Annotated in this window: 21 protein-coding genes; 10 read left to right on the top strand and 11 right to left on the bottom strand. The window is 38.9% G+C overall.

The genetic code is table 11. The features are described from left to right. Positions 1-79 precede the first annotated feature (79 nt). Positions 80-1,636: an FG-GAP repeat domain-containing protein gene (locus GAB14E_RS20395; protein ID WP_033080502.1), complete on the top strand. Its 1,557-nt coding sequence runs from the start codon at positions 80-82 to the stop codon at positions 1,634-1,636. 113 nt (positions 1,637-1,749) lie between these two features. Next, on the top strand, positions 1,750-1,956 hold the full coding sequence (locus GAB14E_RS20400) for a DUF3565 domain-containing protein (RefSeq protein WP_033080501.1): 207 nt from the start codon (positions 1,750-1,752) through the stop codon (positions 1,954-1,956). A gap of 68 nt (positions 1,957-2,024) precedes the next feature. On the opposite strand, the gene GAB14E_RS20405 is transcribed toward GAB14E_RS20400, so the two are convergent. From GAB14E_RS20405 to cyaY, 5 genes are read right to left on the bottom strand one after another with little or no spacing between them, the layout of a single operon-like run. Continuing rightward, positions 2,025-3,236 (bottom strand): heme biosynthesis HemY N-terminal domain-containing protein, encoded by a 1,212-nt coding sequence (locus GAB14E_RS20405; RefSeq protein ID WP_033080500.1) that lies wholly within the window; start codon positions 3,234-3,236, stop codon positions 2,025-2,027. Next, on the bottom strand, positions 3,233-4,579 hold the full coding sequence (locus GAB14E_RS20410) for a uroporphyrinogen-III C-methyltransferase (RefSeq protein WP_081967677.1): 1,347 nt from the start codon (positions 4,577-4,579) through the stop codon (positions 3,233-3,235). Before GAB14E_RS20410 ends, GAB14E_RS20405 begins: the two co-directional genes overlap by 4 nt. A gap of 32 nt (positions 4,580-4,611) precedes the next feature. Beyond that, a complete protein-coding gene (locus tag GAB14E_RS20415) occupies positions 4,612-5,454 on the bottom strand; it encodes a uroporphyrinogen-III synthase (protein ID WP_231561961.1) in 843 nt (280 codons plus the stop codon). Beyond that, a complete protein-coding gene (hemC, locus tag GAB14E_RS20420) occupies positions 5,438-6,391 on the bottom strand; it encodes a hydroxymethylbilane synthase (RefSeq protein WP_033080498.1) in 954 nt (317 codons plus the stop codon). Before hemC ends, GAB14E_RS20415 begins: the two co-directional genes overlap by 17 nt. Before the next feature lie 60 nt (positions 6,392-6,451). Continuing rightward, positions 6,452-6,772 (bottom strand): iron donor protein CyaY, encoded by a 321-nt coding sequence (cyaY, locus tag GAB14E_RS20425; RefSeq protein ID WP_033080497.1) that lies wholly within the window; start codon positions 6,770-6,772, stop codon positions 6,452-6,454. Positions 6,773-7,002: 230 nt separating this feature from the next. Here cyaY and lptM point away from each other — a divergent pair, with 230 nt between their 5' ends. The 6 genes from lptM (at position 7,003) to GAB14E_RS20455 (ending at position 13,560) form a co-directional block, all read left to right on the top strand. Continuing rightward, positions 7,003-7,338 carry an LPS translocon maturation chaperone LptM gene (gene lptM / locus GAB14E_RS20430; RefSeq protein ID WP_033080496.1) on the top strand — a complete coding sequence of 112 codons (336 nt, stop codon included), beginning with the start codon at positions 7,003-7,005 and terminating at the stop codon, positions 7,336-7,338. 6 nt (positions 7,339-7,344) lie between these two features. Continuing rightward, positions 7,345-8,175 (top strand): diaminopimelate epimerase, encoded by an 831-nt coding sequence (dapF, locus tag GAB14E_RS20435; RefSeq protein ID WP_033080495.1) that lies wholly within the window; start codon positions 7,345-7,347, stop codon positions 8,173-8,175. Positions 8,176-8,212: 37 nt separating this feature from the next. Beyond that, positions 8,213-8,926 carry a DUF484 family protein gene (locus GAB14E_RS20440; protein WP_231561960.1) on the top strand — a complete coding sequence of 238 codons (714 nt, stop codon included), beginning with the start codon at positions 8,213-8,215 and terminating at the stop codon, positions 8,924-8,926. Between the two features lie 83 nt (positions 8,927-9,009). After that, on the top strand, positions 9,010-9,771 hold the full coding sequence (locus GAB14E_RS20445) for an HAD-IA family hydrolase (RefSeq protein ID WP_033080494.1): 762 nt from the start codon (positions 9,010-9,012) through the stop codon (positions 9,769-9,771). Positions 9,772-10,051: 280 nt separating this feature from the next. Beyond that, on the top strand, positions 10,052-12,226 hold the full coding sequence (uvrD, locus tag GAB14E_RS20450) for a DNA helicase II (protein ID WP_033080493.1): 2,175 nt from the start codon (positions 10,052-10,054) through the stop codon (positions 12,224-12,226). Positions 12,227-12,300: 74 nt separating this feature from the next. After that, entirely contained in the window at positions 12,301-13,560 is a 1,260-nt protein-coding gene (locus GAB14E_RS20455; protein ID WP_033080492.1) for a diguanylate cyclase, read from the top strand. Positions 13,561-13,676: 116 nt separating this feature from the next. Here GAB14E_RS20455 and rarD read toward each other — a convergent pair whose 3' ends face one another. After that, positions 13,677-14,579, bottom strand: coding sequence for an EamA family transporter RarD (rarD, locus tag GAB14E_RS20460; RefSeq protein ID WP_033080491.1), 903 nt, complete (start codon positions 14,577-14,579; stop codon positions 13,677-13,679). A 322-nt stretch (positions 14,580-14,901) separates the two neighbouring features. Here rarD and recQ point away from each other — a divergent pair, with 322 nt between their 5' ends. After that, on the top strand, positions 14,902-16,683 hold the full coding sequence (recQ, locus tag GAB14E_RS20465; protein ID WP_033080603.1) for a DNA helicase RecQ: 1,782 nt from the start codon (positions 14,902-14,904) through the stop codon (positions 16,681-16,683). A gap of 64 nt (positions 16,684-16,747) precedes the next feature. Beyond that, positions 16,748-17,203 carry a thermonuclease family protein gene (locus GAB14E_RS20470; protein ID WP_033080490.1) on the top strand — a complete coding sequence of 152 codons (456 nt, stop codon included), beginning with the start codon at positions 16,748-16,750 and terminating at the stop codon, positions 17,201-17,203. A gap of 365 nt (positions 17,204-17,568) precedes the next feature. Here GAB14E_RS20470 and GAB14E_RS20475 read toward each other — a convergent pair whose 3' ends face one another. The 5 genes from GAB14E_RS20475 to GAB14E_RS20495 form a co-directional block, all read right to left on the bottom strand. Continuing rightward, positions 17,569-19,740 carry a prolyl oligopeptidase family serine peptidase gene (locus GAB14E_RS20475; protein ID WP_081967676.1) on the bottom strand — a complete coding sequence of 724 codons (2,172 nt, stop codon included), beginning with the start codon at positions 19,738-19,740 and terminating at the stop codon, positions 17,569-17,571. Between the two features lie 193 nt (positions 19,741-19,933). Continuing rightward, positions 19,934-22,321: a fatty acid cis/trans isomerase gene (locus GAB14E_RS20480; protein ID WP_033080489.1), complete on the bottom strand. Its 2,388-nt coding sequence runs from the start codon at positions 22,319-22,321 to the stop codon at positions 19,934-19,936. A 285-nt stretch (positions 22,322-22,606) separates the two neighbouring features. Next, on the bottom strand, positions 22,607-23,023 hold the full coding sequence (locus GAB14E_RS20485) for a VOC family protein (protein WP_033080488.1): 417 nt from the start codon (positions 23,021-23,023) through the stop codon (positions 22,607-22,609). A 50-nt stretch (positions 23,024-23,073) separates the two neighbouring features. Further along, a complete protein-coding gene (locus GAB14E_RS20490; RefSeq protein ID WP_033080487.1) occupies positions 23,074-23,472 on the bottom strand; it encodes a VOC family protein in 399 nt (132 codons plus the stop codon). 42 nt (positions 23,473-23,514) lie between these two features. Beyond that, positions 23,515-24,147, bottom strand: a complete 633-nt coding sequence (locus GAB14E_RS20495) for an NAD(P)H-dependent oxidoreductase (RefSeq protein ID WP_033080486.1) — start codon at positions 24,145-24,147, stop codon at positions 23,515-23,517. Positions 24,148-24,203 lie beyond the last annotated feature (56 nt).

The following is a 24,203-nucleotide window of genomic DNA, read 5'->3' as shown; positions in this document are numbered from 1 at the left end:
AAGCTTGGGAACTCTAGCTACTTTTAGTGTTCTACATTTATCAGAATATAGTTAAAGCCGACGATATGGATCTCATTAAATGAAAAAAACTCAACTGTTTAGCAATAAGGCCTTATTCGCCATCCTTACCACCATTGGCTGTGCCACTTCTTTAACAACCTTGGCGAGCAAATCGAGCGCCGTTGACTTTAGTGAAGTAGTCATTAACTCTCCATATAATCTCACTCAAGAAATTATTGCCGCAGACGTATTGCCAAGTAAAGGTAAAGAATTAGTCACCTTTTCAGTTGATGAAAAAAGTAACCGTTGGATAATGATTTATCAGTTAAACAAAAAAACAAATCAGTATGTTGTCGCAGAAAAAACCATTATACCGAAGCAGTTTTATCGCTTTGATGTAAGTGAGCTAAAATCTGAAATGAAAGAGGGACAAAGACAAAAAATTTATTTTCTTTCTGCAAATTCACTGACGCTTTATCAAAATAAGCAGTTCACTAAGCTGGCAGATATCGAATCGTTATATGTGCAAGAGCAGGCGGATTTTCTTAGTAAAGGAAACTTTATACAAGATTTAAATAATGACAATTTTGAAGATGTCATTATTGCTGACTTTAATAAAACTCACATTCTTATTGGGCAAGCAATGAATCGCTTTGCTAAGCAAATTTTACCGATAAAACCAGAGGTCCGTGTTTTATCAGCAGGCGCGACTTATACCGAAACCAAGTTATATTTTACTGATGTAAACTTTGATAAAAAAACGGATATTTTATTGGTAGGTAATGGCGAAATGATTATTTATCCTCAAATGGATCAGAGTCAATTTGTCAGCACAGCAATTAATTTACCTATTAATGAAGCCATCAGTGGCACTGATTGGTGGAATAAACGTGATGAAAGTGGTGAACAATTAGATCAAAGTGATTTGGAATATCGCAAGTTAGAAGAGTTACGCGATGTTAATGCTGATGGTATTATTGATATGATAGTCCGCTACACTAAGGCCTCTGGCGTGCTTGATCGCGTTAATGATTATGAGATATTTCTTGGCAAAGAAAATCAAGATCTTTTGAGTTATGCACAGCAGCCTGATAGCGTTATTCATGCTGAAGGTACATTAACAGGGTTAGAGTTTGTTGATATTGATAATGATGACAAGCTTGAGGTTTTACTTGCTGGTTTTGATATTGGTCTATCACAAATTATCGGCGCCCTTGTCACCGGTGGTATTGATCAAGATGTTTATGTATTTAAAATGAGTGAGCAAGATAAATTCCCCGCTAAGCCGGCGATAAAAAAGGGTGTTGAACTGACCTTTAGTCTAACATCTGGGCAAAGCGGTAGTGCTGTAGTTAAGTTAGCGGACTTAAACGGTGATGGCTTAAAAGAGCTGATTTTGTCGGATGATGATGACGAGTTAAAAATATACTTAGGCAAGAAAAGCACTAAAAATAGCAAACGTCAGCGCTCATTTCACAAGCGTAGTGTTAGCTACGATACGCCGTTACCTAAAGATGGCAACCTTGTCATGGTTGAAGATTTAAATGGTGATGGTAAAGATGATTTACTGATGAAGTTCTCTCGCCTAGATGGCGAAAATAAAGGTAAAGAGTTTAAAGTGCTCTTTTCACAATGACTTTCTAGATAGTGTCCACAGTAAATGTTGAAATAACACCAAGCCAGAGACATGAAGTTAGCTATGCTAAATCTACAATATTAAGTCAATGAGGCTTAGCCAAAGAGTACCCCATGAAACAAGCAATTTGTGGTTATCATCAAGACGAGGAACACCATTGGGTAGCGGAGCTAACATGTGGGCATTTCCAGCATGTGAGGCATAAGCCGCCTTTTATTATTAGACCTTGGGTGATATCACACAGCGGCCGACAAAGTATGTTAGGTCACTTATTGAAATGTAAAAAATGTGATGAAGGTGCAGTCAAAGATATAGGGTAAATTTTAAAAGAGTTATTGCTTTACCTAAGTCTTATTAAGCAATAACCCAACAATATCAGTAGCAACCTTTATAAGGTACTTGCTTTTAGCCAGGTAGAATTGGCCTGTTGATATTGTCCTTGTTTACCATGAGCTTTTGCTAATGCTTGTAAATCTTGTTGGTCATATTGTTTAGTAGAGTCATTTTCTTCTAACTTTATTAGGCTGCCAAAGGCTTTCTCTGCCATAGAGTATTGTCCACTCATCAAGGCTAAGTGACCTAAACAACTTAGCCATTTACCGCTGTGCACATTGTTATGAAGTTGTTTTTGTACAATAGCAATAAGCTCATCAGCTTGTTTAATAGGTAACTCACGCACCTTTTTTAAAAAATCGCTACTTGGTGATTTTTTAAAAAGTGGTACTAATAATGTATTTAACGGTTCAATGATTTCGTTCTCGGCTAATACTTTGCAGTAAGCAAATAAAACGTCTTCGCGTTGTTTGTTTTTTCGCTTTAGAGAAGCCCAATTTTCTTGTAATGCTTTATTGTCATGCTGTTTGATACTGTCATTAAAGCTACCGTAATAGGCCTGTTGCTCCCAAAGCTGAACCCTTGCCTCGGTAATGGTCTTGTCTTTACGTGCCGAAGCTAAGTATTGCACCGCTTGTTCAAAGCGCTGTTCAATAAGGCATAAATCAATTTCGAGGGCCAGTAGGCGGGCATCATGGCCAATCTGTTTGTGGTTTTCATCAATTAGCTTACGAGCTTTGGCGTAGGTCTCTGCCTTATCTTGGTTCATTAATAATTTAATATTAACAATGACACCCTCTAAGCCGGCATCTTTGAGTTTGACAGTTTCTTTTTCAAGTAGCGCTAAATAATGATTAGTATTGCTATCGAGGTCTAATTTTGCCGATGCTGAGGCGGCAAGCAAATAAGCACTCTGTTTACGTTTTGATGGGATAGCGCTTTTTGAAAATAACTCTTCCGCTTGGGAATAGTCTTCTAACATATAAGCAGCAAGACCTTTGTTAAAATTGGCAATGCCACGACGTTGACCAGCAAAAGCAAGTTTATTCCAAGCACCAAAACTAAAGTTTAAACCGCCACGAAAGAGTTTCAAACTAAGAATCAGGGCAATAAATAGCAGCATTAACATAATACCTGCAGATAATACCGTTAATTCTATGGTGGTATTTCCCATAGCGATAAGAATGTAACCTTTTTCATCAATTAAAAAGGGGCTTATTGCCATTACGCTAAGAAATATGCACAAGGCAATGATAATGCGGATCATAGCTGACCTCCGCTCACTTTTTCACTCTCAGGTTTTGGGATATTACCTGTTGTAGGCTTTTTGTCAGTTGCTTGTTCAATCTGTGTTGTTGTCTTACTTTTCGGCGAGCGGCTTTGTGGCTGTGTCCCTTGTCGAGTTTCTTGTAACAACTGTTTTATTGCCGTTAATGAACGTAAATCGCTAGGGTAGTCATAATGGATGGTTTTCTGCTTGAGTTGTTCTATTGAATTATAGAATTTTTGATTTATGGCTAAGTCCATATCAAAGAACTCATTTAACCATTGTTGAATATCAAGCAAGGTTTGTTGGTAAATTTCAGCTTTTTGTTCGCTGGCGGCCCATTGAACCAGTTGTACTTTTAGACTTAAATTCTGCTGTAAATGTTGTTGCTGAACAGGTGTCATTAAAGGCTCAACCATGCCAGCTCTTCGGCGAACAGTAATGAAGTCGTTAAGAAACTTCTGCCAAGTTTTCGCTAGGTTTTTTTGCCAATCACCTATATCCTCAGACAGGACAAAGTCTTCTTTACTGTCATCAAGTGCTTCGGCCAAGTTTACCTTGGCTAATGTTAAACTTGGCACCTGCTTGTTCAGTGCCATCAAGGTCAGAATAGCTTCTTGATTATTTAAGGTTGGCATTAATGCTAAGGTTTCAATGTCTTCATTAACCAATGCTCGTATAGGCAAAAATTTTGGCTGTTCTAATGCTTTCAGGCGATTATCGGCTTCACGTAATAAACTGATTGCTGCTTTAGTATCACGTTCCAGCCACATAGTACGAGCGGCAACGCGAATAAGATAGTCAGCTTCATGAATTAACCAATCACTAGGTTGGCGTAGACTAATTTGCTGTTCTAATTTATTTATTTGAGTTGATAATTGCTGTATTTGGGCATCACTATCCCGATGTGCTTTTTTAGCGCTTTGTTGCGATAGGTTAGTGTTTTTGTGCTGCTGCTGTAATTGACTATTAAATTCATTAGTTAAGCTGATCTTCAGTTGAGCTTGTCCTTGTTGTATCGCTTGCTGGTTTTTCTGGCTCAGTGTTATAAGTTGAGCGCTGGTTTGTTGCTGTTGCCAAATATAATGACCAATAGAGGCGAAAATACTCACTGAGGCAAGTACTATTGCTATAGTTGAGGTTTTATTTGATGACTTTTTAGTGGCTACTTGAGTGCTCGATGGCGGTACTTTTTTAGTTACCGTGCTGGTAGGGGCCCTTGTCTGCTCAGCTTTTGCAGCTATTGTTTTAGCATTACTGCCCGGTGATAATGTAGCGGCCTCTTTTTTCTCGGCGTCGCTATTATCCGATAAATTACTTTTAGAGACTTCGTTGTCCGACATAATTCTATATTCCATCGTTATTGACTTGATGTTTACAAACAAGTGAGTGCTTGCAAGCTATCACAGAGTATTTGAGAGTTAGCACTGTGGGTATTAATTACCCGTGTTAAACCTAAAGCTTTGGCATTCTTTTCGATACGCTCACTAACTACCACCCACAAACATTGCGATTGCCAATAATTATCGGTGTTTTTTGTGGTAATGCTCAGGCACTTTACTAATGCTAATAATATATCGTTACTGGTAACGACAATACAGTTAATTTGTTGTGCTCGCCATTGCTGGGCAATATTTATCGGTAATGTTCGCCATACACGTTGGTAACTTTCGATATAGCGAACTTCAGCACCGCGTTTTTTTAAACTACTAGCGATATGTTCTCGTCCGCCATTACCGCGAAATATGACGACTCTTTTGCCACTTACATCGGTTAATTGTGGCAAGTTAAGTAAACCTTCACTGTGTTCATGTTGTGAAGGTGGCGCAGAGACTTCGATTATGCCGATAACATGTAAAGCCTGCTTGGTGGTATTACCAACAGCAAAATAAGTGTGCTTAGGATTTTCATTGAGTGGGGAATTAGCATGGGTAAATTCAACAGCCGCAACACTAACAAAGATAAGTAAATCAGCATGTTTTAGTGCAGTGTTGATGTTGGCAGCGCTGGCATTATTTTGATAGTCGAAGAGGGCTTGGCTAGTATTGGCTATGCCTTGTTGATTTAGTAACACGGCAAGCTGTTGAGCTTTAGCTTTGGGCCTGGTGATCAAAACCCCGAGTGGTTTACCTGGCATAAGTAAATTCTGCTCATTTGTAGATGTCTCAAGTTTTGCTACTTGAGACATATTTTCATTAGCTTTAGCTGTTTTCGTCATTATTTTCTGAATAAACTTGCTGTAAAATTTTATCTGCGCCGCGGCTCAGTAACTCTTGTGCGAGTTTATTGCCAAGATCTTCGGCTTGCTCAACTGGGCCGGTGATTTCACTTTCGATCATTTGACTACCGTCAACAGCACCAACTAAACCACGTAAGTGGATTTCTTTACCATCAGCAGAAATAACACCGTAGCTACCAATAGGAACCTGACAACCACCCTCAAGGGCTTTATTCATCGCACGTTCTGCTAATACGCGAATACGAGTAGTACTACACTCTAATGGCGCTAATAAGGCTTTAATAGTTGCATCATCGTTACGACATTCAATGCCAACAGCACCTTGGCCATTTGCCGGTAACATTTCTTCTGGTTCGATAAACTGGGCAATGCGTGCACGCATTTCTAAACGAATTAAACCTGCAGCTGCTAAGATAATGGCGTCGTATTGGCCTTCATCTAACTTTCTTAAGCGAGTATTGACATTGCCACGTAAATCACGAATGTCTAAATCTGGGCGGCTTGCTTTTAATTGGCATTGACGACGTAAGCTAGAGGTACCTACTATTGCGCCTTCTGGTAAATCGGTTAGTGATTTTATGGAATTAGAAACAAACGCATCACGGGGGTCTTCACGAGGACAAATCACTTCTAAGCCTAAGCCTTCAGGAAAATCTACCGGTACATCTTTCATTGAATGAACAGCAATATCAGCACGATCTTCAAGCATAGCTACTTCAAGTTCTTTAACAAATAAACCTTTGCCACCAACTTTGGCTAAAGGCGTGTCTAAAATAATATCGCCTTTGGTTGTCATAGGCACTAATTCGACGTTAATGCCATCATGAAAATGTTCAAGTTGTGCTTTAACATATTCTGCCTGCCATAAAGCGAGGGCGCTTTTACGGGTGGCAATTCGTACTGTGGTGTTATTCATTCGATTTATCCAAATTTATAGTGGTTATACCAATCAGATCCTTAATGAACCTTAAGGGTATTACTGTGCGGAAAGTGTTAATTCAACTTCAGCTTGCTTGCTTACAGCATTTGATAAAAACTGCCAAAATTCGTCGCCACTGCGCTTATCTAGCCAACTATCGTTGTTAAAGGTAAAGTGGTGACCGTTGAATTTTGTTGCTACCCATATTTCATGTAAAGGAGCTTGTTTGTTTATGATCACTTTGCTGGTATTTAAAAAGGTCAGCGTTAATAATCCGCCAACGCCTTCGTAATCTATGTCGACACCAGAGTCTTCAATCGCTTCTTCTATCGCAAGAAGAAGTTCATCAGCGATCAAGTTGTATTGGCTATCGTTCATTGCCTATCCTTTAAATATCATTATTAGTCTAAGTGAGTAACACACCAAGTCTCTTTAGTTCGTCGCCTCTCAGAGCCTGTCAGCGTAGCGAGAATAAACTTATTAGAATTGGTATAAATGTTGATAAGCATGTGAGTATAATAGCAATCAGACAAAATAAATATAGATACAGAGCGGTTAAGTTACGCTAAAAAGCTTGATTTAAACGACTTTCATGGCAAAAAACCATCATGCGTAGCAAAAGACTCCGATACCTACAACAAAAGTTACATCAAGAATTTAAGTTTAAATCGACTTTACTGGCATTTTTTGCAACTATTTTGCTATCTGCTTGTGGTATTAAAGGTGATTTATATGAAACTCCAGAGCCAGTTGTTAGCGAAGAAAATAAAGTTACTGAGTCCGGCGAAGACAGCCAAGAAAGTGATGTTAATAAAAGTGCTGAGTCACAGCAAAAGTCAGCAACTACACCTGATGAAGTAGAGCAGCAAGAAGCTGTTCCACAAGCCATTGAGCAATCAACTACTCCATCAGCTAAGCAATCAACAGATGCTATTAAAGAGTAACCATTAATGCTAGTTAATTTTTCCAAAATGCATGGTTTAGGTAATGATTTTTTAGTGCTTGATAATGTCACGCAGAATGTTTTTTTATCGCCTGAACAAATTACTAAATTTGCCGACAGAAATTTTGGTGTTGGTTTCGACCAGTTATTAGTGGTTGAACCGCCTTATGACCCAGATTTAGACTTTCATTATCGCATTTATAATGCCGATGGTAGTGAAGTGGGGCAGTGTGGTAATGGCGCTCGTTGTTTTGCCAAGTTTGTCCGCATGAAAGGTTTGTGTAATAAACATAAGATTAAAGTCTCTACTAGTACAGGCAAGATGAATTTACACATTGAGCGTGATGGTAATATTTCAGTGACCATGCCAGTGCCACAATTTGAGCCAAATAAAATTCCTTTTAATGCGCAAAAAATGGAAGGTACATATATTCTACGCAGTGAAAGTGAAACCGTTTTATGTGGTGCTGTGTCAATGGGTAACCCACATTGTGTTGTTACCGTGGACAATGTCCTTGAGGCACAAGTTGAATCATTGGGCCAAGAATTGTCAACCCATGAGCGTTTTCCAAAAGACGCTAATGTTGGTTTTATGGAAATAATCTCACCTAATTATATTAAATTAAGAGTTTATGAACGTGGCGCAGCAGAAACCTTGGCTTGTGGTAGTGGTGCTTGTGCGGCAGTTGTTGTTGGCTATATGCAGAAAAAATTAGCTAAACAAGTAACCGTAGAGCTACCAGGCGGTAAATTACGCATATTTTGGCAAGGACCAGGTCACCCTGTAAAAATGTCAGGACCGGCAACACACGTATTTGATGGTCAATTATCTATTTAAGCCGCTACTCTCCTTATCCTATTAGTGATGGCCTCCAATGAAAGATGAATCTAGTAAAATGAATGATGTACAAAAGAGTATTAACTGTGAAGAAATACCACTAACCGATGAGTTAGTGGTAAGTTACCTGCAAGATAATCCAGAGTTTTTTAATCGCAATAACAGTTTAATGACCAGCTTGCGTTTAAATGATGAGCAACGTGGTACTGTTTCTTTAGTAGAACGTCAACAGCAACTGCTTAGGCAAAAAGTACACGGTTTAGAAGATGAAATTACCCAGTTAATGTCTGTGGCTAATCATAATGAGCAGTTATTTGTGCTCTATAGCGATCTCTATTTACGCTTACTAGATTGTCAATCAGCAGAAGAATTGCTCGATTGCCTACATCAAGCGACCACTGAGTTATTATCCTTATCTGCCTTTAAATTGTGGTTAGTTCCTACAGATAATTCATCGATTAGTCACCATAGTTTATCGACTAATGACTGTGCTGGCGTAATGCAAAATCGCTTAACGAATGAAGAGTATTATTTTGGTCGTTTGCAAGAAAGTGAACAGATACTGATTTTCTCTCAGCCTTGTTCAGGCTCTGTAGTATTGATTAAACTCATACATGATGAACAATCAGTTGGCTTTTTAGCCATTGGTAGTGAAGATGCCCACCATTTTGATCCACGTATGGATACCTTGTTGCTTAATCAATTCAAACGACTAGTTGCTAAACTTTTACACCAACAGCTTAAGTTGTAAAAACGCAAAGTTGCTTAATCAGCTTAAACGGCTGTTTACCTAGTAAATGGCTAAATTATTACTTCAACACTTGGTTTGTAAGCATGCAAATTTACCGACGTTTAACTGAAATTAAAGCGATTAGCTTTGATTTAGATGACACCTTATATAACAATCGTCCAGTAATGCTGGCGATTGAAAAAAAGATGCTACAGTATTTTACTGAAAAATTTTCTAGCTTGTTACCTAAGCTTCACATTGAACCGAAGCAGGTATTTAATCGACGTTTTTGGGCACCATATCGTCAACAAGCAATAAGCATAACCCCTGAACTTGGTCATGACGTTGTTAGAGTTCGCTATGAGACATATCGATTAGGTTTTTTAGCGTTGCAACTTTCAGTAGAAGAGTCGATAAAAGAAGCACAAGCAGGTTTAGAATATTTTATTAGCTTACGTAGTGACTTTACGGTACCCAAAGCAAGCCATGAATTATTGGCGACTTTAAGCAAAAAATTTCCATTAGTGGCTATTAGTAATGGTAATGTCGATACTAAAGCCTTGGGTATTGATCATTATTTTACTCATATTTACCATGCCGGTTTTCAAGCCCCTACCGCTCAAGGGGAAAGTGAATATTTGCTTAGGCAAAAACCGGCAACAGATATGTTTACTTTGGTATGTAAGCAGTTAGCTATTCGTCCTGAGCAATTATTACATGTTGGTGATTGTGGTTTTGCTGATATTTATGGTGCGTTAAAAGCTGGCTGTCAAACCGCTTGGTTACCACAATACGGTGTTGGTAAAAGACTACAGCAAATTCCTCATATTGAATTAGCTCAGGTTACAGAGTTGACGGCACTTTAAGTCGCTAAACGTAGCGTAAATGCTGTTAAGATAAGTCGCATTCAAAAGCACCCTATTGATAAAGTAGCGTGCTTTTTTGTTTTTTAGTGACTCATTAACCCACTGACTGTTTTGATTGATAACGCCAGTCAATTATTTATTTTGATTAGATTAGGTGTACTGTAAAAATAAACAGCACACAATAACAAGTCACCCTAATTAGTGATATACTTTTGCTTATTTTTTAGTACAGCTATCTACTGCATTAGATGATGCCACCTCAATTAAGGTCTTTAACCCTATGGATGTTTCAGAATTACTCGACTCTCTTAATGATAAGCAGCGTGAAGTTGTTGCTGCCCCTAAGCAAAATATGCTTATTTTAGCAGGTGCTGGTAGTGGTAAAACTCGAGTATTAGTACAACGTATTGCTTGGTTAATGCAGGTAGAAGGAGCCTCTTCACACAGTATTTTGGCGGTAACCTTTACCAATAAAGCGGCGGCAGAAATGCGTGCTCGAGTTGAGCAAGTAACAAATGGCAATACGCATGGTATGTGGATTGGTACCTTTCATGGTCTAGCGCACCGTTTATTACGTATGCATTTTCAAGAAGCTAACTTACCGCAAAGTTTCCAAGTCTTAGACAGCGATGATCAGCTACGTTTAATTAAACGCATAGTTCGCTCATTAGAGCTAGATGAGAAAAAGTGGCCGCCTAAACAATTTGTTTGGTACATCAATGGTAAAAAAGATGAAGGATTACGTCCTCAGCATATTGATGCCCAGTTTGACCCAACAGAAGAATTATTTGTTAAAGTTTATAAAGCATACCAAGAAACCTGTGATAGATCAGGTTTAGTGGATTTTGCGGAACTATTACTGCGTGCGCACGAATTATGGTTGAAAAACCCTGCATTATTAGATCATTATCAGCAACGATTTGGTCATATTTTGGTGGATGAGTTTCAAGATACCAATGCCATTCAATATGCTTGGCTGACTATGTTGGGTAAAGCTCGCAGTAAGGTGATGATTGTTGGTGATGACGATCAATCCATTTATGGCTGGCGTGGAGCCAAAATAGAAAATATCGAGCGTTTCTTAAAAGAATATGATGAAGCCAAAACTATTCGTCTTGAGCAAAACTATCGCTCAACCGCTAATATTTTGAACGCAGCTAATCAATTGATCAGTAATAATAGCAATCGCATGGGTAAAGAATTGTGGACTGATGGTGAAGCGGGCGAAAAGATATCAATATATACAGCTTTTAATGAAATCGATGAGGCTCGCTTTATCGCGGGTCGTATTAAGCAATGGCGTGATGATGGTGGTAAGCTTGATGAAGTGGCCATTTTGTATCGCTCAAATGCCCAGTCACGTTTACTTGAGGAAGCGTTATTACAAGGGCAATTACCCTACCGTATTTATGGTGGTCAGCGATTCTTCGAACGTCAGGAAGTCAAAGATGCACTTGCTTACATGCGTCTTATCAATAACCGTGATGATGATGCGGCTTTTGAGCGTATTATCAATACACCAACCCGTGGCATAGGCAATCAAACCTTGTCTTTAGTTAGAGATGCCGCTCGGGGTATGGAAGTAACAATGTGGCAGGCATGTCAGCAAATGTTGCAAGCAGAGCAATTGAAAGGCAGAGGTGCTAAAACGATTACCGCCTTTATGCAACTTATTGAGCAATTAGAAGATGATACCGGTAATTTAGATTTAGATCAGCAAGCGAATTTTATTATTAGCCATAGTGGTTTGAAAGCGATGTATCAAGCTGAAAAAGGTGAGCGTGCTGAACAACGTATAGAAAATTTAAACGAGCTAGTTACCGCTTGTCAAACTTTTGAAAGCGATCCTGAATTAGTTGAAGAACAAACACCATTAACCGCATTTTTAACCCATGCGGCATTAGAATCGGGTGAATCTCAGGCCGATGAGTTTGAAGCCGCAGTACAGTTAATGACTATGCATTCGGCTAAAGGCTTAGAATTTCCTTTAGTGTTTATTGCCGGTCTTGAAGAAGGTATGTTCCCATCGCAACAATCGGTTGAGGAAATTGGCCGTCTAGAGGAAGAACGTCGTTTATGTTATGTCGGTATGACAAGGGCAATGGTTAAGCTATACTTATGCCATGCAGAAAGTCGTCGCTTATATGGCCAGGAAAAATTCCATAAAGCGAGTCGTTTTTTACGTGAATTACCTGAAGATTGCATCGAAGAAATTCGTATGCAATCGCAAGTAAAACGTCCGAGTAAAGTTGGCAAGTTTTCAAATACCTTTACCCTTGAAACCTTTGAAAATACAGGGTTTAAGTTGGGTCAGCAGGTTAAACATGCTAAGTTTGGGGAAGGTGTAGTACTTAACTATGAAGGTAGTGGTGCCCAATCAAGAATTCAGGTGAATTTTGAGGCTGTAGGTAGCAAGTGGCTTGTAGTGGAATACGCTAATTTACAAGCGGTTTAACTGAGCATTCGGCTATTTGTTAAGTGCTAGAAAGAACATGCAAAGTAGCCTAATAAAAATTAAAAGGTGTTGAGATGTCGCAAAGATTATTAGTAGTAGAAGACAGTAAACCTATAGCTACCGTTATCAAACAGATAGCCCGCTCTTTAAAGTTTGAGGTGGTCATTGCCACTAACTTGGCTGAAGTGGAAAATATATTATCTGCGGATACAGATTTTTTTGCAGCGACCATCGATTATGCCTTACCTGATGCGCTCGATGGCGAAGCAATAGCCTGTGTGTTGTCTCACGGCATTCCAAGCGTTGTTATGACGGGAAAAATGGATGATGAGACACGCCAAAAAATATTGTCGCAGCCAGTTATTGATTATATTCCTAAGGAAAACAGCCAAGCTTTTTTATATTTAAAACGTATTTTACATTGGCAGCAAACCAATGATCAAAATACCATTTTAGTGGTTGATGATTCATCGGCAGCGCGAAATCATATTGTTGAATTATTAAAGCGCCGTAACTTTACTGTCATCACGGCTAATAACGGTGTGCAGGCATTAGAAAAAATTAAGCAACACAAAAATATTAAGATGGTCATTACCGATTTAGAAATGCCAGTAATGGATGGTATTGAATTGACGAATGAAATTCGCCGTATTTATACGCGTGAACAGTTAGCTGTAATAGGTATTTCAGGTGCCAGTAACGGCATTCATTCAGCGCGTTTTATTAAAAATGGCGCGGATGACTTTTTACGTAAACCATTTTGCCCTGAAGAATTCTATTGTCGTATAACTCAGAACATTGATAGCCTGAATAATATTGCCAAAATTCAGCATGCAGCCAATACGGATTATTTAACCGATCTGGCTAATCGACGTGCTTTTTTCCGCAACGCTGAACCACGAATTAAAGAGTATATCAGTAAGAAAGTGCCTTACTGTCTGGCGATGATTGACATTGATTTCTTTAAAAAAGTTAATGATAGCTACGGCCATGATGCTGGCGATCAGGTATTAAAAATAGTGGCGCTTTATATGCGTAAACACTTTGGTTCAGGGCTAACTGCACGTTTGGGTGGTGAAGAATTTGCGGTACTGTTGCATGGTTTAGATACAGATAATTTGTATAACAAGTTAGATGATTTTAGACGAGAAATAGCGGTATCAACAATTCCTGCAGGTGAAACGCCGATATCAATAACATTAAGTTTAGGGGTGATTTTTGATAGTCACGACGAATTCGCTAAACAATTGAATGAAGCCGATAATGCGCTTTATTTAGCTAAAGAAAATGGTCGTAACCAGGTGGTGATTTCTGGTGCAGAGCTTGAAGAATAGCTAATTTTTTGACAAAAAAAGCATGAATAAAAGCGCTTGTTCTCTTACTGAGAATGAGCGCTTTTTTTTGCTGGTTATTATTGTTGGTAAATTCTTTAGGTATTTAAAGAGCAGCGTTAAGCACGTTTTTTCAGTGAATCCAGACTATAGAGTATTAAGGCTGCCCAGATAAAAATGAAGGTGATCAGTTCAGCACTTTTCATAGTTTCCTGATAATAAAAGGTTGCCAGTAAAAACATTATGCTTGGTCCCAAGTATTGAAAAAAACCTAAGGTAGATAATGCTAGTCGTTTAGCTGCGACAGTAAAAAATAGTAAAGGTGCGGTAGTGACTACACCGGCCATGATCAAAGTAAAGTTCAGGCTGGCCGTGTTTATCGCCATATCGCTGGTGCTAGTTTCCACAAAGAAATACCAATAAACTAAGGCGATTGGCAGCATTAACAGTGATTCAATGAATAGGCCGATAAATGAATTTACCGGCAGTTTTTTTCTTATTAAACCGTAAATAGCAAATGTACTGGCCAAAGCCAGTGAAATCATGGGTAGAGTACCTAATGTTACCAGTTGCACCAATACACCAGTAAAGGCTAAACCTACCGCTATTAATTGATTACGGCGTAAACGCTCGTGAAAAAACAGCATACCGAGGACAACATTAAATAGTGGGTTAATGTAGTAGCCTAAGCTGGCATCGAGTAAATGGTTATTGTTAATGGCCCAGATAAAAAGAAACCAATTTATCGCCAGAAAACTGGCCGATAAAGACAACAAGAGTAATACCTTTGGTTGACGGAAAACAGCAACCAACTGTGACCACTTTTTCATAGCGATAATCATCACCAGTAAAAACAATGCTGACCAAATAACCCTATGCATTAATATTTCACCAGGCTCAATTTCGCTGAGTAATTTAAAATAAATCGGCGCAAAGCCCCATAGCAGGTATGCGCATAACGCACTTAAGGTGCCGTTACGGCTGCTATTGTCTTCAAGTTGATCAGAAGTTGTTGTGCTCATGAGTTCATCATTCCACGGACAAAGTGTAGGAAAGGCGGGATAATAACATGACATTAAAGAGGGAGAGTACTAAAAGCTCAGTGCTTATTTCTAACGGTGTAAACTTACGAATACTATTAAGTTTACTGTCTAAGCAACTGAATGATTTTGTACGAGTTATAAATATATTTTTCTGTACTAGGTTTTCACCATGTTGCTGAGTTAAAATAGCGTATTACTCCTAAGAAAAATAGTCGACAGCTTCTTGAACTCCCCAGTAGACAATACCCAAATAAGCGCAGAAAGCAGTGCTGAAGTCAGTAGCCAAGCCGGTACTGCAAATATGGCCTTATTGCTCGATACCTTAAAGCACCATTTTGGCTATGAGAGCTTTCGTGCTGGGCAAGCAGAAATTATTAACAATTTACTACAAGGGCAAGATTCTCTGGTGTTAATGCCAACGGGCGGTGGTAAGTCGTTATGTTACCAACTGCCGGCGGTGTTGTTACCCGGAGTTACTATCGTTGTGTCGCCATTAATCGCCTTGATGAAAGATCAAGTTGACGGTTTAACTCACCAAGGCATATCGGCGGCGTTTATTAACTCTAGTTTAGAGCAAAGTGAGATCAGTGATATCTTTGCTCGCTTAGGACGTGGTGAAATCAAGTTATTGTATGTGGCACCTGAGCGTTTAACTAATTATTACTTCTTACAAAGCTTGAGCCAGTTGCCATTAAGCTTGTTTGCCATTGATGAAGCGCATTGTATTTCTCAATGGGGCCATGATTTCAGACCGGCCTACACCAAACTGCAATGTTTAAAACAAAACTTTCCTACCGTGCCGGTGATGGCATTAACCGCTACGGCGGATGTTACTACTCGTAAAGATATTTTAAACCAGTTAGCGCTGCCAAATCCATATATTCATCTTGATAGCTTTGACCGACCTAATATCCGCTTTACCTTAGCGCCGAAATACAATGGCGAAAAGCAGCTCTTGGGTTATATCAAAAAGCGGGCAGAAGATAGTGGCATTATTTATTGCAATAGCCGTTGGCAAGTAGAGAAATTGGCAAAATATTTGGCTGCTAGTGGCATTAATTGTGCCGCTTACCATGCTGGTTTAGAAAATGAAATTCGCTCCATAGTACAAGAAGGTTTTACCAAAGATAATATTCAAATAGTGATCGCTACCGTTGCCTTTGGCTTAGGCATTAATAAACCTAATGTCCGCTATGTTATTCATTATGAGCCACCACGTACGTTAGAGTCTTATTATCAAGAAATTGGTCGCGCTGGTCGTGATGGTTTAGATGCAGAAGCTTTATTTTTGGTTGATGAAAAAGATGTCGCCCGTATTAAGAAACGTATTAGTGAAGGCGATAACCCTGAGCGAGTCAATGTTGAGATGCAGCGCTTTGCCGCTATGGATGCTTTTATAGATGCACAAACTTGTCGCCGACAGGTAGTACTGAATTATTTTGCTGAATATACCGAAAAAGGCTGTGGTAACTGCGATATTTGTCTCGATCCGCCGAGTCAGTTTGATGGCACTATAGAGGCACAAAAAGTATTGTCATGTGTTTATCGTATCGAGCAGCAAGGTGATATTAATCATGTTATTGCGGTATTACGCGGCGAACTTTCTGATAAAATTAAACAATTAGGTCATGATAAAGTTTCAACCTTTGGTTTAGGTAAAGGTAAAACCGCAGGTTATTGGTTCTCTATTATTGGTCAGCTAATACATCTTGGCTATTTGCAGCAAGATATAGAGCAACAATCCATTTTATGTTTAACGCAAGCCTCAGGTGTGGTTCTAAAAGCACAAGAGCCATTAATGCTAGCAAGCCCGCGTTTACAAAAAGCCAGTTACTGGCAGCAGAAGGCACCACAAAAAAGCTATGACCGTGCTTTATTCGCTAAGTTACGTGAATTGCGCAAAGGTATTGCTGATGGCGAAGATATTGCACCTTTTATTGTCTTTAATGACGCCACCTTATCTGAATTGGCACGTATAAAGCCACAAACCTCAAGAGCAATGCTGAGTGTTAGTGGTATTGGTGAGGTGAAGCTATCACGTTATGGTCAGCCGTTCTTAGCATTAATTAAAGAACATAAATAAGCGGCATAACCAGGAATATAATTAAGGTCATAGCTAAAAACTAGTTATCTTACTTGCAGTATTTATGAATAAATCTTTATTAACTCTATCATTCACCCTTTTGTTAGCTGCTCTATTAGCCATACAGTCTTTTAGTATCAGTGCAAAAAACAATAGTTATGGTAATGCAACCGTTGCAGAAATCACCAGTATTTATGATGGTGATACTTTTAGGGCGAATATAGAGGGTTTTCCAACGATTGTTGGTGAGCATATGTCGATTCGTATCAATGGTATAGATACACCGGAATTACGAGGTAAATGTCCCAAAGAAAAAGCGCAAGCTAAGCTAGCAAAGCAGTTTACCGTTAAACACTTACGTGGTGCGAAACGTATCACCTTAAAAAATATCAAACGTGGTAAATATTTCCGCTTGATAGCCGATGTTTATGTCGATGGTCTTAATCTTGCTGAGCAACTGATTAAGTATAATCATGCCACTGAATATCACGGTAAAACTAAGAAAAATTGGTGTAGTTAACGTTGGCAGTTATTTATAAGTGCAGATAAAAAAGCCACTGAACTTAAATAAGTTAGTGGCTTGTTAACATAGAGGCACTGAGCGATCCCAAGACAAAAAATAAAAATTTATAGTAAGGTAAATTACTCTTTCTCAGTAGCTTCAGTTTTCTCAGCTGGTTTTTCGTTAGCTTGTTCTTGCTCTGTTTTATCAACATGACCTTCGCCACCACAACCACCGCAACAATCCATAATTTACTCCAGTTATTTAAATAGAATCTATTTACTTCATTAGTATTATTAAGACTTGTTGAAATAGTACCTGAGTAATTTACTCAGGTACTTGATCGAGATCAGCTTTATTCTTTTAAGGCAAAGTTTACCGCATTACTGAGGTAATGAAGTAAAACCCATGTTGAACAAAGTAAATGCATAGATATCGGCGTACTGCTCGATAGTTTTAGATACTGGCGTACCAGCGCCATGTCCAGCATTAGTTTCAATGCGAATTAATGTCGGTGCAGTACCTGCTTGTTTGGCTTGTAACTCTGCAGCAAACTTGAATGAATGTGCCGGCACAACACGGTCATCATGATCGCCAGTGGTAACCATAGTTGCAGGGTAGCTCACACCGGCTTTAACATTGTGTACTGGTGAATAAGCTTGCAAATATTTGAACATCGCTTCACTTTGCTCAGCAGTACCATAATCGTATGCCCAACCGGCACCAGCTGTGAAGGTATGGTATCTCAGCATATCTAATACACCAACGGCAGGTAAGGCAACTTTCATTAGATCAGGACGTTGTGTCATAACAGCACCTACTAATAAACCACCATTAGAGCCGCCATTAATCGCTAAATAATCACTCGAGGTATAATCTTGTTTGATTAAATACTCACCAGCGGCAATAAAGTCATCAAAAACATTTTGCTTGTCTAGCTGAGTACCCGCTTTATGCCATTTCTTACCGTATTCACCACCGCCACGTAAGTTAGCCACAGCATAAATGCCACCTTGCTCTAACCATACCGCACGAGAAACACTGAATCGTGGTGTTAAGCTAACATTGAAGCCACCGTAACCATATAAAATAGTTGGGTTTTTACTATTTAGTTCAATACCTTTTTTATAGGTAATGATCATAGGTACCTTAGTACCGTCTTTTGAAGGGTAGAATACTTGTTTGGACTCATAAGCAGCACTATCAAACTTTGCGCCTGACTTGCGGTAAACATCGCTGTTACCTTTATCTATGTTGAAGCTATAGATAGTGCCTGGGGTTTTGTAGTTACTAAAAGAGTAATACAAGGTGCTTTCATCTTTTCCGCCTTCAAGCGCTGAAGAGCTACCAACGCCCGGTAAGTTGATTTCACGCACTTGTTTACCTTGATAGTCATATTGGTAAACTTTCGAAATGGCATCAACCATATACTCAGTAAAAAAGTAACCACCACCCGTTGAAGCGCTTAATACGTATTCTGTTTCGGCAATAAAGTCAGTCCAGTTTTTACTTGCTGGCGCTTTAGCATTCACTGTAACAACTTTCTTATTTGGCGCATTTAAGTTAGTCACTAAAAATAACTTGTCATCTTCATTTTCGATCACATAAGTATCAGCATCAAAATTATCGATAATGGTAACTAACGGGCTATTTGGCTTAGTTAAATCTTTAAGGTAAAGATCATTGCCTGATGTTGAAACTGCTCCAGAGATAAGTAAAAAACGGTTATCTTCGGTAACGTCACCACTAACGTAACGACGCTTTTCTTCTGGTGTATCACCAAAAATAACTTTATCGTCTTTTTGTGACTGACCTAAGACATGATAATAAAGTTTATGTTGGTCAGTCTTGGCAGATAATTCACTGCCTTCTGGTTTGTCGTAACTTGAGTAGTAAAAACCTTCATTTTTAAACCATGAAATACCAGAAAATTTAACGTCAACTAGTGGTGTTTCTAATACTTTTTTTGTCTCTACATCAATAATAATAATTTTGCGCCAATCACTACCACCTTCAGAGATAGCATAAGCGGCAATTGAGCCATCTTTTGAGAAGCTAAGCTGTCCCATAGAGGTGGTTCCATCTTTACTAAATGTATTAGGATCTAAAAACACTTCAGCTTTGTCATCGTCTTTTTGGCGATATACAACGTATTGGTTTTGTAGACCGTCATTTTTATAAAAATAGGTGTAGTTACCTTCTTTAAATGGCGCGCCAACTTTTTCATAGTTCCATAGTTCAGCTAAACGAGATTTAAGTTGGCCGCGGTATGGTATTTGCGCTAAGTAATCAAACGTTACTTTGTTTTCTGCTTTAACCCAAGCGCCAGTTTCTTCGCTACGATCATCTTCTAACCAACGGTATGGGTCAGCAACATCACTGCCAAAATAATTATCAACAACATCACCTTTCTGAGTGACAGGGTAAGTGATTTGTAGTGCTTGATTTTGAGCTAACACAGAGGTGTCAGGTGTTTTTTCAACACTGCTACCAGTACAACCGGCTAATACACTAGTGACCAAAATACTGGTCAAGAAAAGGCTTTGTTTGTTCATTTAAATCTCGCTTGTTGAAGTGAGCAATAGGCAAGTTAATACGAGTAACCCGCCGTAGATTGACATTTATTTTACATTTCGATTGGCAGTGTAGCAGATGAGGGTTGAGCAAGACTATTGCTTGCCTCATTGACATCTGAGGCAAGCGGCAGTATTTTTTTACAGCGTTTGGCATAGAAGTTTACATTAATAACTAGCGGTTTTCTAAACGGTTGAAGTCAAGTAAACCAGCAGAATCCGGCTGATTAGTTTTATACCAAGCATGTAATTCATCGGCAAAAATCCAGAAATCCGAATTGGTTCGACGAATGGAAAATTGGTCTTTAAGTGTTTGATAATCTTGCTCAGTTTTTAATGCCACCAAGCTATTAACAAATTCAACGAGGTGAACTTGGTCTATTTTAAAAAAGGCATTGGGGTAGGTGCCAACAACACCACGCAAAACCGCTAAATTATCTTCTGCAGGAAGCCGTCTATTTTCTTCAGAAAATAAGTGGGCAACATTAGTATGTGCAGAATTATTGATCAAGCTATAAACTTGTTGCTTGCCGTTATTTTCTACCATGACATAACTTACTTGTGGTAATAAGGCGACGCTTTCTCCGGGCATATTTTCTATGTCTGCTATTAGTTTATCGCTAGCACTTAATGGTAATGAAGTGAGGTTAAACTGGTTTACTTGGCTATTTTTAGTGTAATTAGCGATGAATTGAAAAAGCTCTTTTTTCGGGGTGCTTGTTTGGTAGTTAAGGCCTGTGTCAGGTAATTGATAGAAATCGTCTGAAAAAATATAATCTTTTACAGTATCATCAGTGTCTCGGTACCAATGTTCATGGACCGATTTACGTTGTTTTTTAGGCAGTAAGCTAATGAAATTACTCTCCGCTTCCATACGCAAAAAGTCCATATAAAGACGAGTTTTTAATTGATGACCAACATTGCCATAAACATCAAATCCAGCCACTAACAGATAATGAATACGTTCTAATAATGGGTAAGTTATCAACCAAGCCGTTTTAGGTGTTGGGCCAACAAAACCTTTTAACACAGAAGCGCTGTCATAGTGTCTAAATACCGTTAAGCTGGCATTTGGGTTGCCTTTGCCTGACCAAATTAAATCTAGGTTTATCTCATCGCTTTGTAAATTCAGCTCTTCTATATAAGCCAATTTATTTTTTACATATTGCTGCTGGCGATTAGCATATTGGCGCCAGTATAGTAGTGACATGGCATTATCACTGGTAGCTGCGGGTAATTGTAATAAATCAGTATTAGCGTTAATGAATTCATCATTAGGGTAATTATCAAAACTATCTGGATTAAGGAAGAATACCCAGAAGTTATCTTCAATTACGTTTAAAGCAATTTGGCCTCGACAAACAGGACCTTTGATAAAGTTCATGATGGAGAACTGTGCTTGATCTAATAAAAACTGATAACGCGACTTATTTGGAATGGCTTGAAATGTTTTAAAGGGGTTTGAAGCATTCGCTAATTGGTAATCGGGTAGCGAGTTCACCGTATAATCTGGCTGATAAAAAAGTGCATTAAGTCGGGCGAATTTTTCCTCACCAAAGGGATAGGGCATATGGCGTTTGGCAATAATGGTATCGTTGTGTTTAATGAGTCGGTAAAAAACGTCTGGTTTATCAATAACGGCATCATTTCGACCATCAGCATAAGGTGAGTCAAAGGGACGGCGGGTAGTAATAACTGCGATTTTTTCGCCACTGGCAGTACTTGAACGCACTAGTTTGAAATAGCTAGTTTGTGCTTTATCAAAATATAAATTGGCTAGGTATAAGTGCTCATATAAATAACGAGCGATCAGCTGCTCTTTCGCCGAACTACCATTAAGTAATATCTCCCAACGGTTAATCATTTTTTGTTCAGCGCTAGTCAGCGGTGTTGTGGCTGGCATAATTGCGCCTTGGGTCAACCAAGCCGTTAATTTATTATGCTCTATATTCGTTAACCCAGGCAGTGCGTAAGGCATACCGCCAAGAGGGAAGTTACTCTTATATTGTTCAAACTCTTCGATGGTTGGACATTGCTGACTTCTATCAAGTGAAATATCGAAGCTTTTATTAAGTAATGCTTCGTTGGGCAGAGGATGCTGTTTTTTTAGCAGCAGCATTTGATAGATTAAACTGGCTTGAGTATTGACCTGCTCAGTTTGTTGGCGTTCATTAAGTACAGGGAAAAAACCTTGCTGGCGTAGCGGCGCTAAGCTCTGGCTATTCAATTCAGTTAATTTACTTAAGCTATCGCTGATCTTAGCAGTAAGTAAACGTTCACCGCTATAGACGATAGCTTTATTGGCGCCACGTTCAATACCAGCACGACTTTCCATTTTTAATTGGCAAGGGGCGTCGTAACAGCCGTGACAAACAACACAGCGGTTTTCTATAATAGGCTGTATTTGTTGGTTAAAATGTATTTCTTGCGCAGCGGTTGCCTTAGGCTGGCTTAACCTATTGTCGACATGGCTAGGACCATATAACTTATCAAACTCCATCACCCCTAAGGTGGCGCAACCGGAGAGAAATAGAAAAATAAATAGCCATTGGAACTTACGCATGAAAAACCTTAACTTATCTAAGTGTGTACATTGATGGAATACCAAGTCCATTAAGTTAGTTCCCTTAGGGGGAGTTTAAAAGCCTTACATGCTGCGTTATTATTTTTGATAAGGGAATAACCATTATCTGCAATCAATGCCTTGCCTCTAAGGCTTTTAATTCTCGATGAGTGAGAAGAAACTTAGTGGAATTAGTATCAGTTTAAGCTATGTTGATGAATACTGTAAAGTTGTTGTGGGTTGCAATCAGTATTCATCAACATTGAACGGGCTTGTTTATTCAGTCTAATAGCGATTTCTTAGCTCTGGGATATCAGTGTGATATTGAACAAACTCGACTTCATAACCATCGGCATCAAGAAAATAGATATTCTCTCTATAATCATCGGGTGTACCATCTTTATGAATTGGGAAACCAGCCTCTGTAATACGTGCGATAGTACCTTTTAGGTCACTGGTGATATAAGCAAAGTGTGCTAAACCTACTTGATGACCGGTTAAGTCTCTATTATCACCAACACCATTATCGGCAAGGGCTATATATTGATAGTCATCACCAAAATGTAACCAGTTTCTCGGTTTACCTGACCATTCACCTTTGTCCCCACCGCGTACATGCCAGTGAGGAAAAGCGGCTTGATAAAAAGTTAAACTCTTTTCTATATCGCTAACGACTAAGTTAATGTGTTCTAAAGTGATCATTGTGCTCTCCTTTACGTTTTAAATGTATGCTTTTATAGTAGTTTATTTGTTTATGCTTGGTATGTTTTCTCAACTCGCCAAGGCGGATTTAAACGGTTCTCTCCGGCCCAATAGAGTTTGATTTTATTGCCGCTAAGGTCACGTAATGTTGCTTCACGCCATAGATAGCTTTGCTCAGTTGGTAACTGTTCAAATTGAATGCCTCGTTGTTGAACCTCTGCAACCCAAACATCTAATTCTTGATGCTCAAAGTAGATGACAGCCCCACTTTGGCTTTTGTTATCAGTTAACTCTTCATCAAGACTTAATGAGAAAGTTGCACCATCATCGGGGCAGGAAAACCTTGCGTAATGCGGCGTATCAACAATTTGTAAAAAGCCCAAACGACGGTAGAAATCAGTGCTAATGTCCATATCTCTTACTGGTAAGGTAACTTGATTTAAATTCATAAATATTCCTTTTTTTATTCAGATTTTTATCTGATGATTAATTTACATGCCGTATGGATAAAGATGTTCATTGTTGTAGATGTTGCCTCGTAAGCTATCACGTAAAGTTTTCATTGCCTGGCTGTAATGCAGTAAAGTATGCAAACTATAGCCAATTCGATGACGGATACTTTTGTCTTGGCGAGTTATAACCTTGTCTTCTTGCTGGTTATGTTTCTTGAAGGTATTTAAAATATCTTCAACGTTTCTGATAATTAGGTGATCGGGAATCGCTACCAGCTTGTTATTAGAGAAAGCGTTCATTCGTAACTCTGCTACAGGGTAAGCACCACTAATGCCGTTCACTACTGACACTATTAAAACCGGTTTATGACCGATATCAGTCGCTTGCGCCATCATTAATAAGTTTTTTAATAACGGTGAGGCAGTGCCACCCCACTCAGGTGTAATCAGTATTAATGCGTCCATTTTTTGTAATTGACTATTAATAGCGAGCCAATCACTATCGTTATCTTGTTTACTGTCATCCTCGCCATCCCACATTGGCAAACGTTGTTTGCATAACTCAATATGGTTAGTTTCACTAAATTGACTACTCGTTTCAGCGATATAATTAGCGACTTTAGCGCTTTGTGATTGAGTGCGTTGACTGGCACTGATAATAAGTAAATTCATAACATTTCTTCCATCTGTTATTAAGTAAAGCTTTTTATTTACTTAATAAGGTAAAC

It is taken from the genome of Colwellia psychrerythraea (assembly GCF_000764185.1).
Classification (GTDB): Bacteria; Pseudomonadota; Gammaproteobacteria; order Enterobacterales; family Alteromonadaceae; genus Colwellia; species Colwellia psychrerythraea_B.
This window is presented reverse-complemented; position numbering and strand designations above follow the sequence as displayed.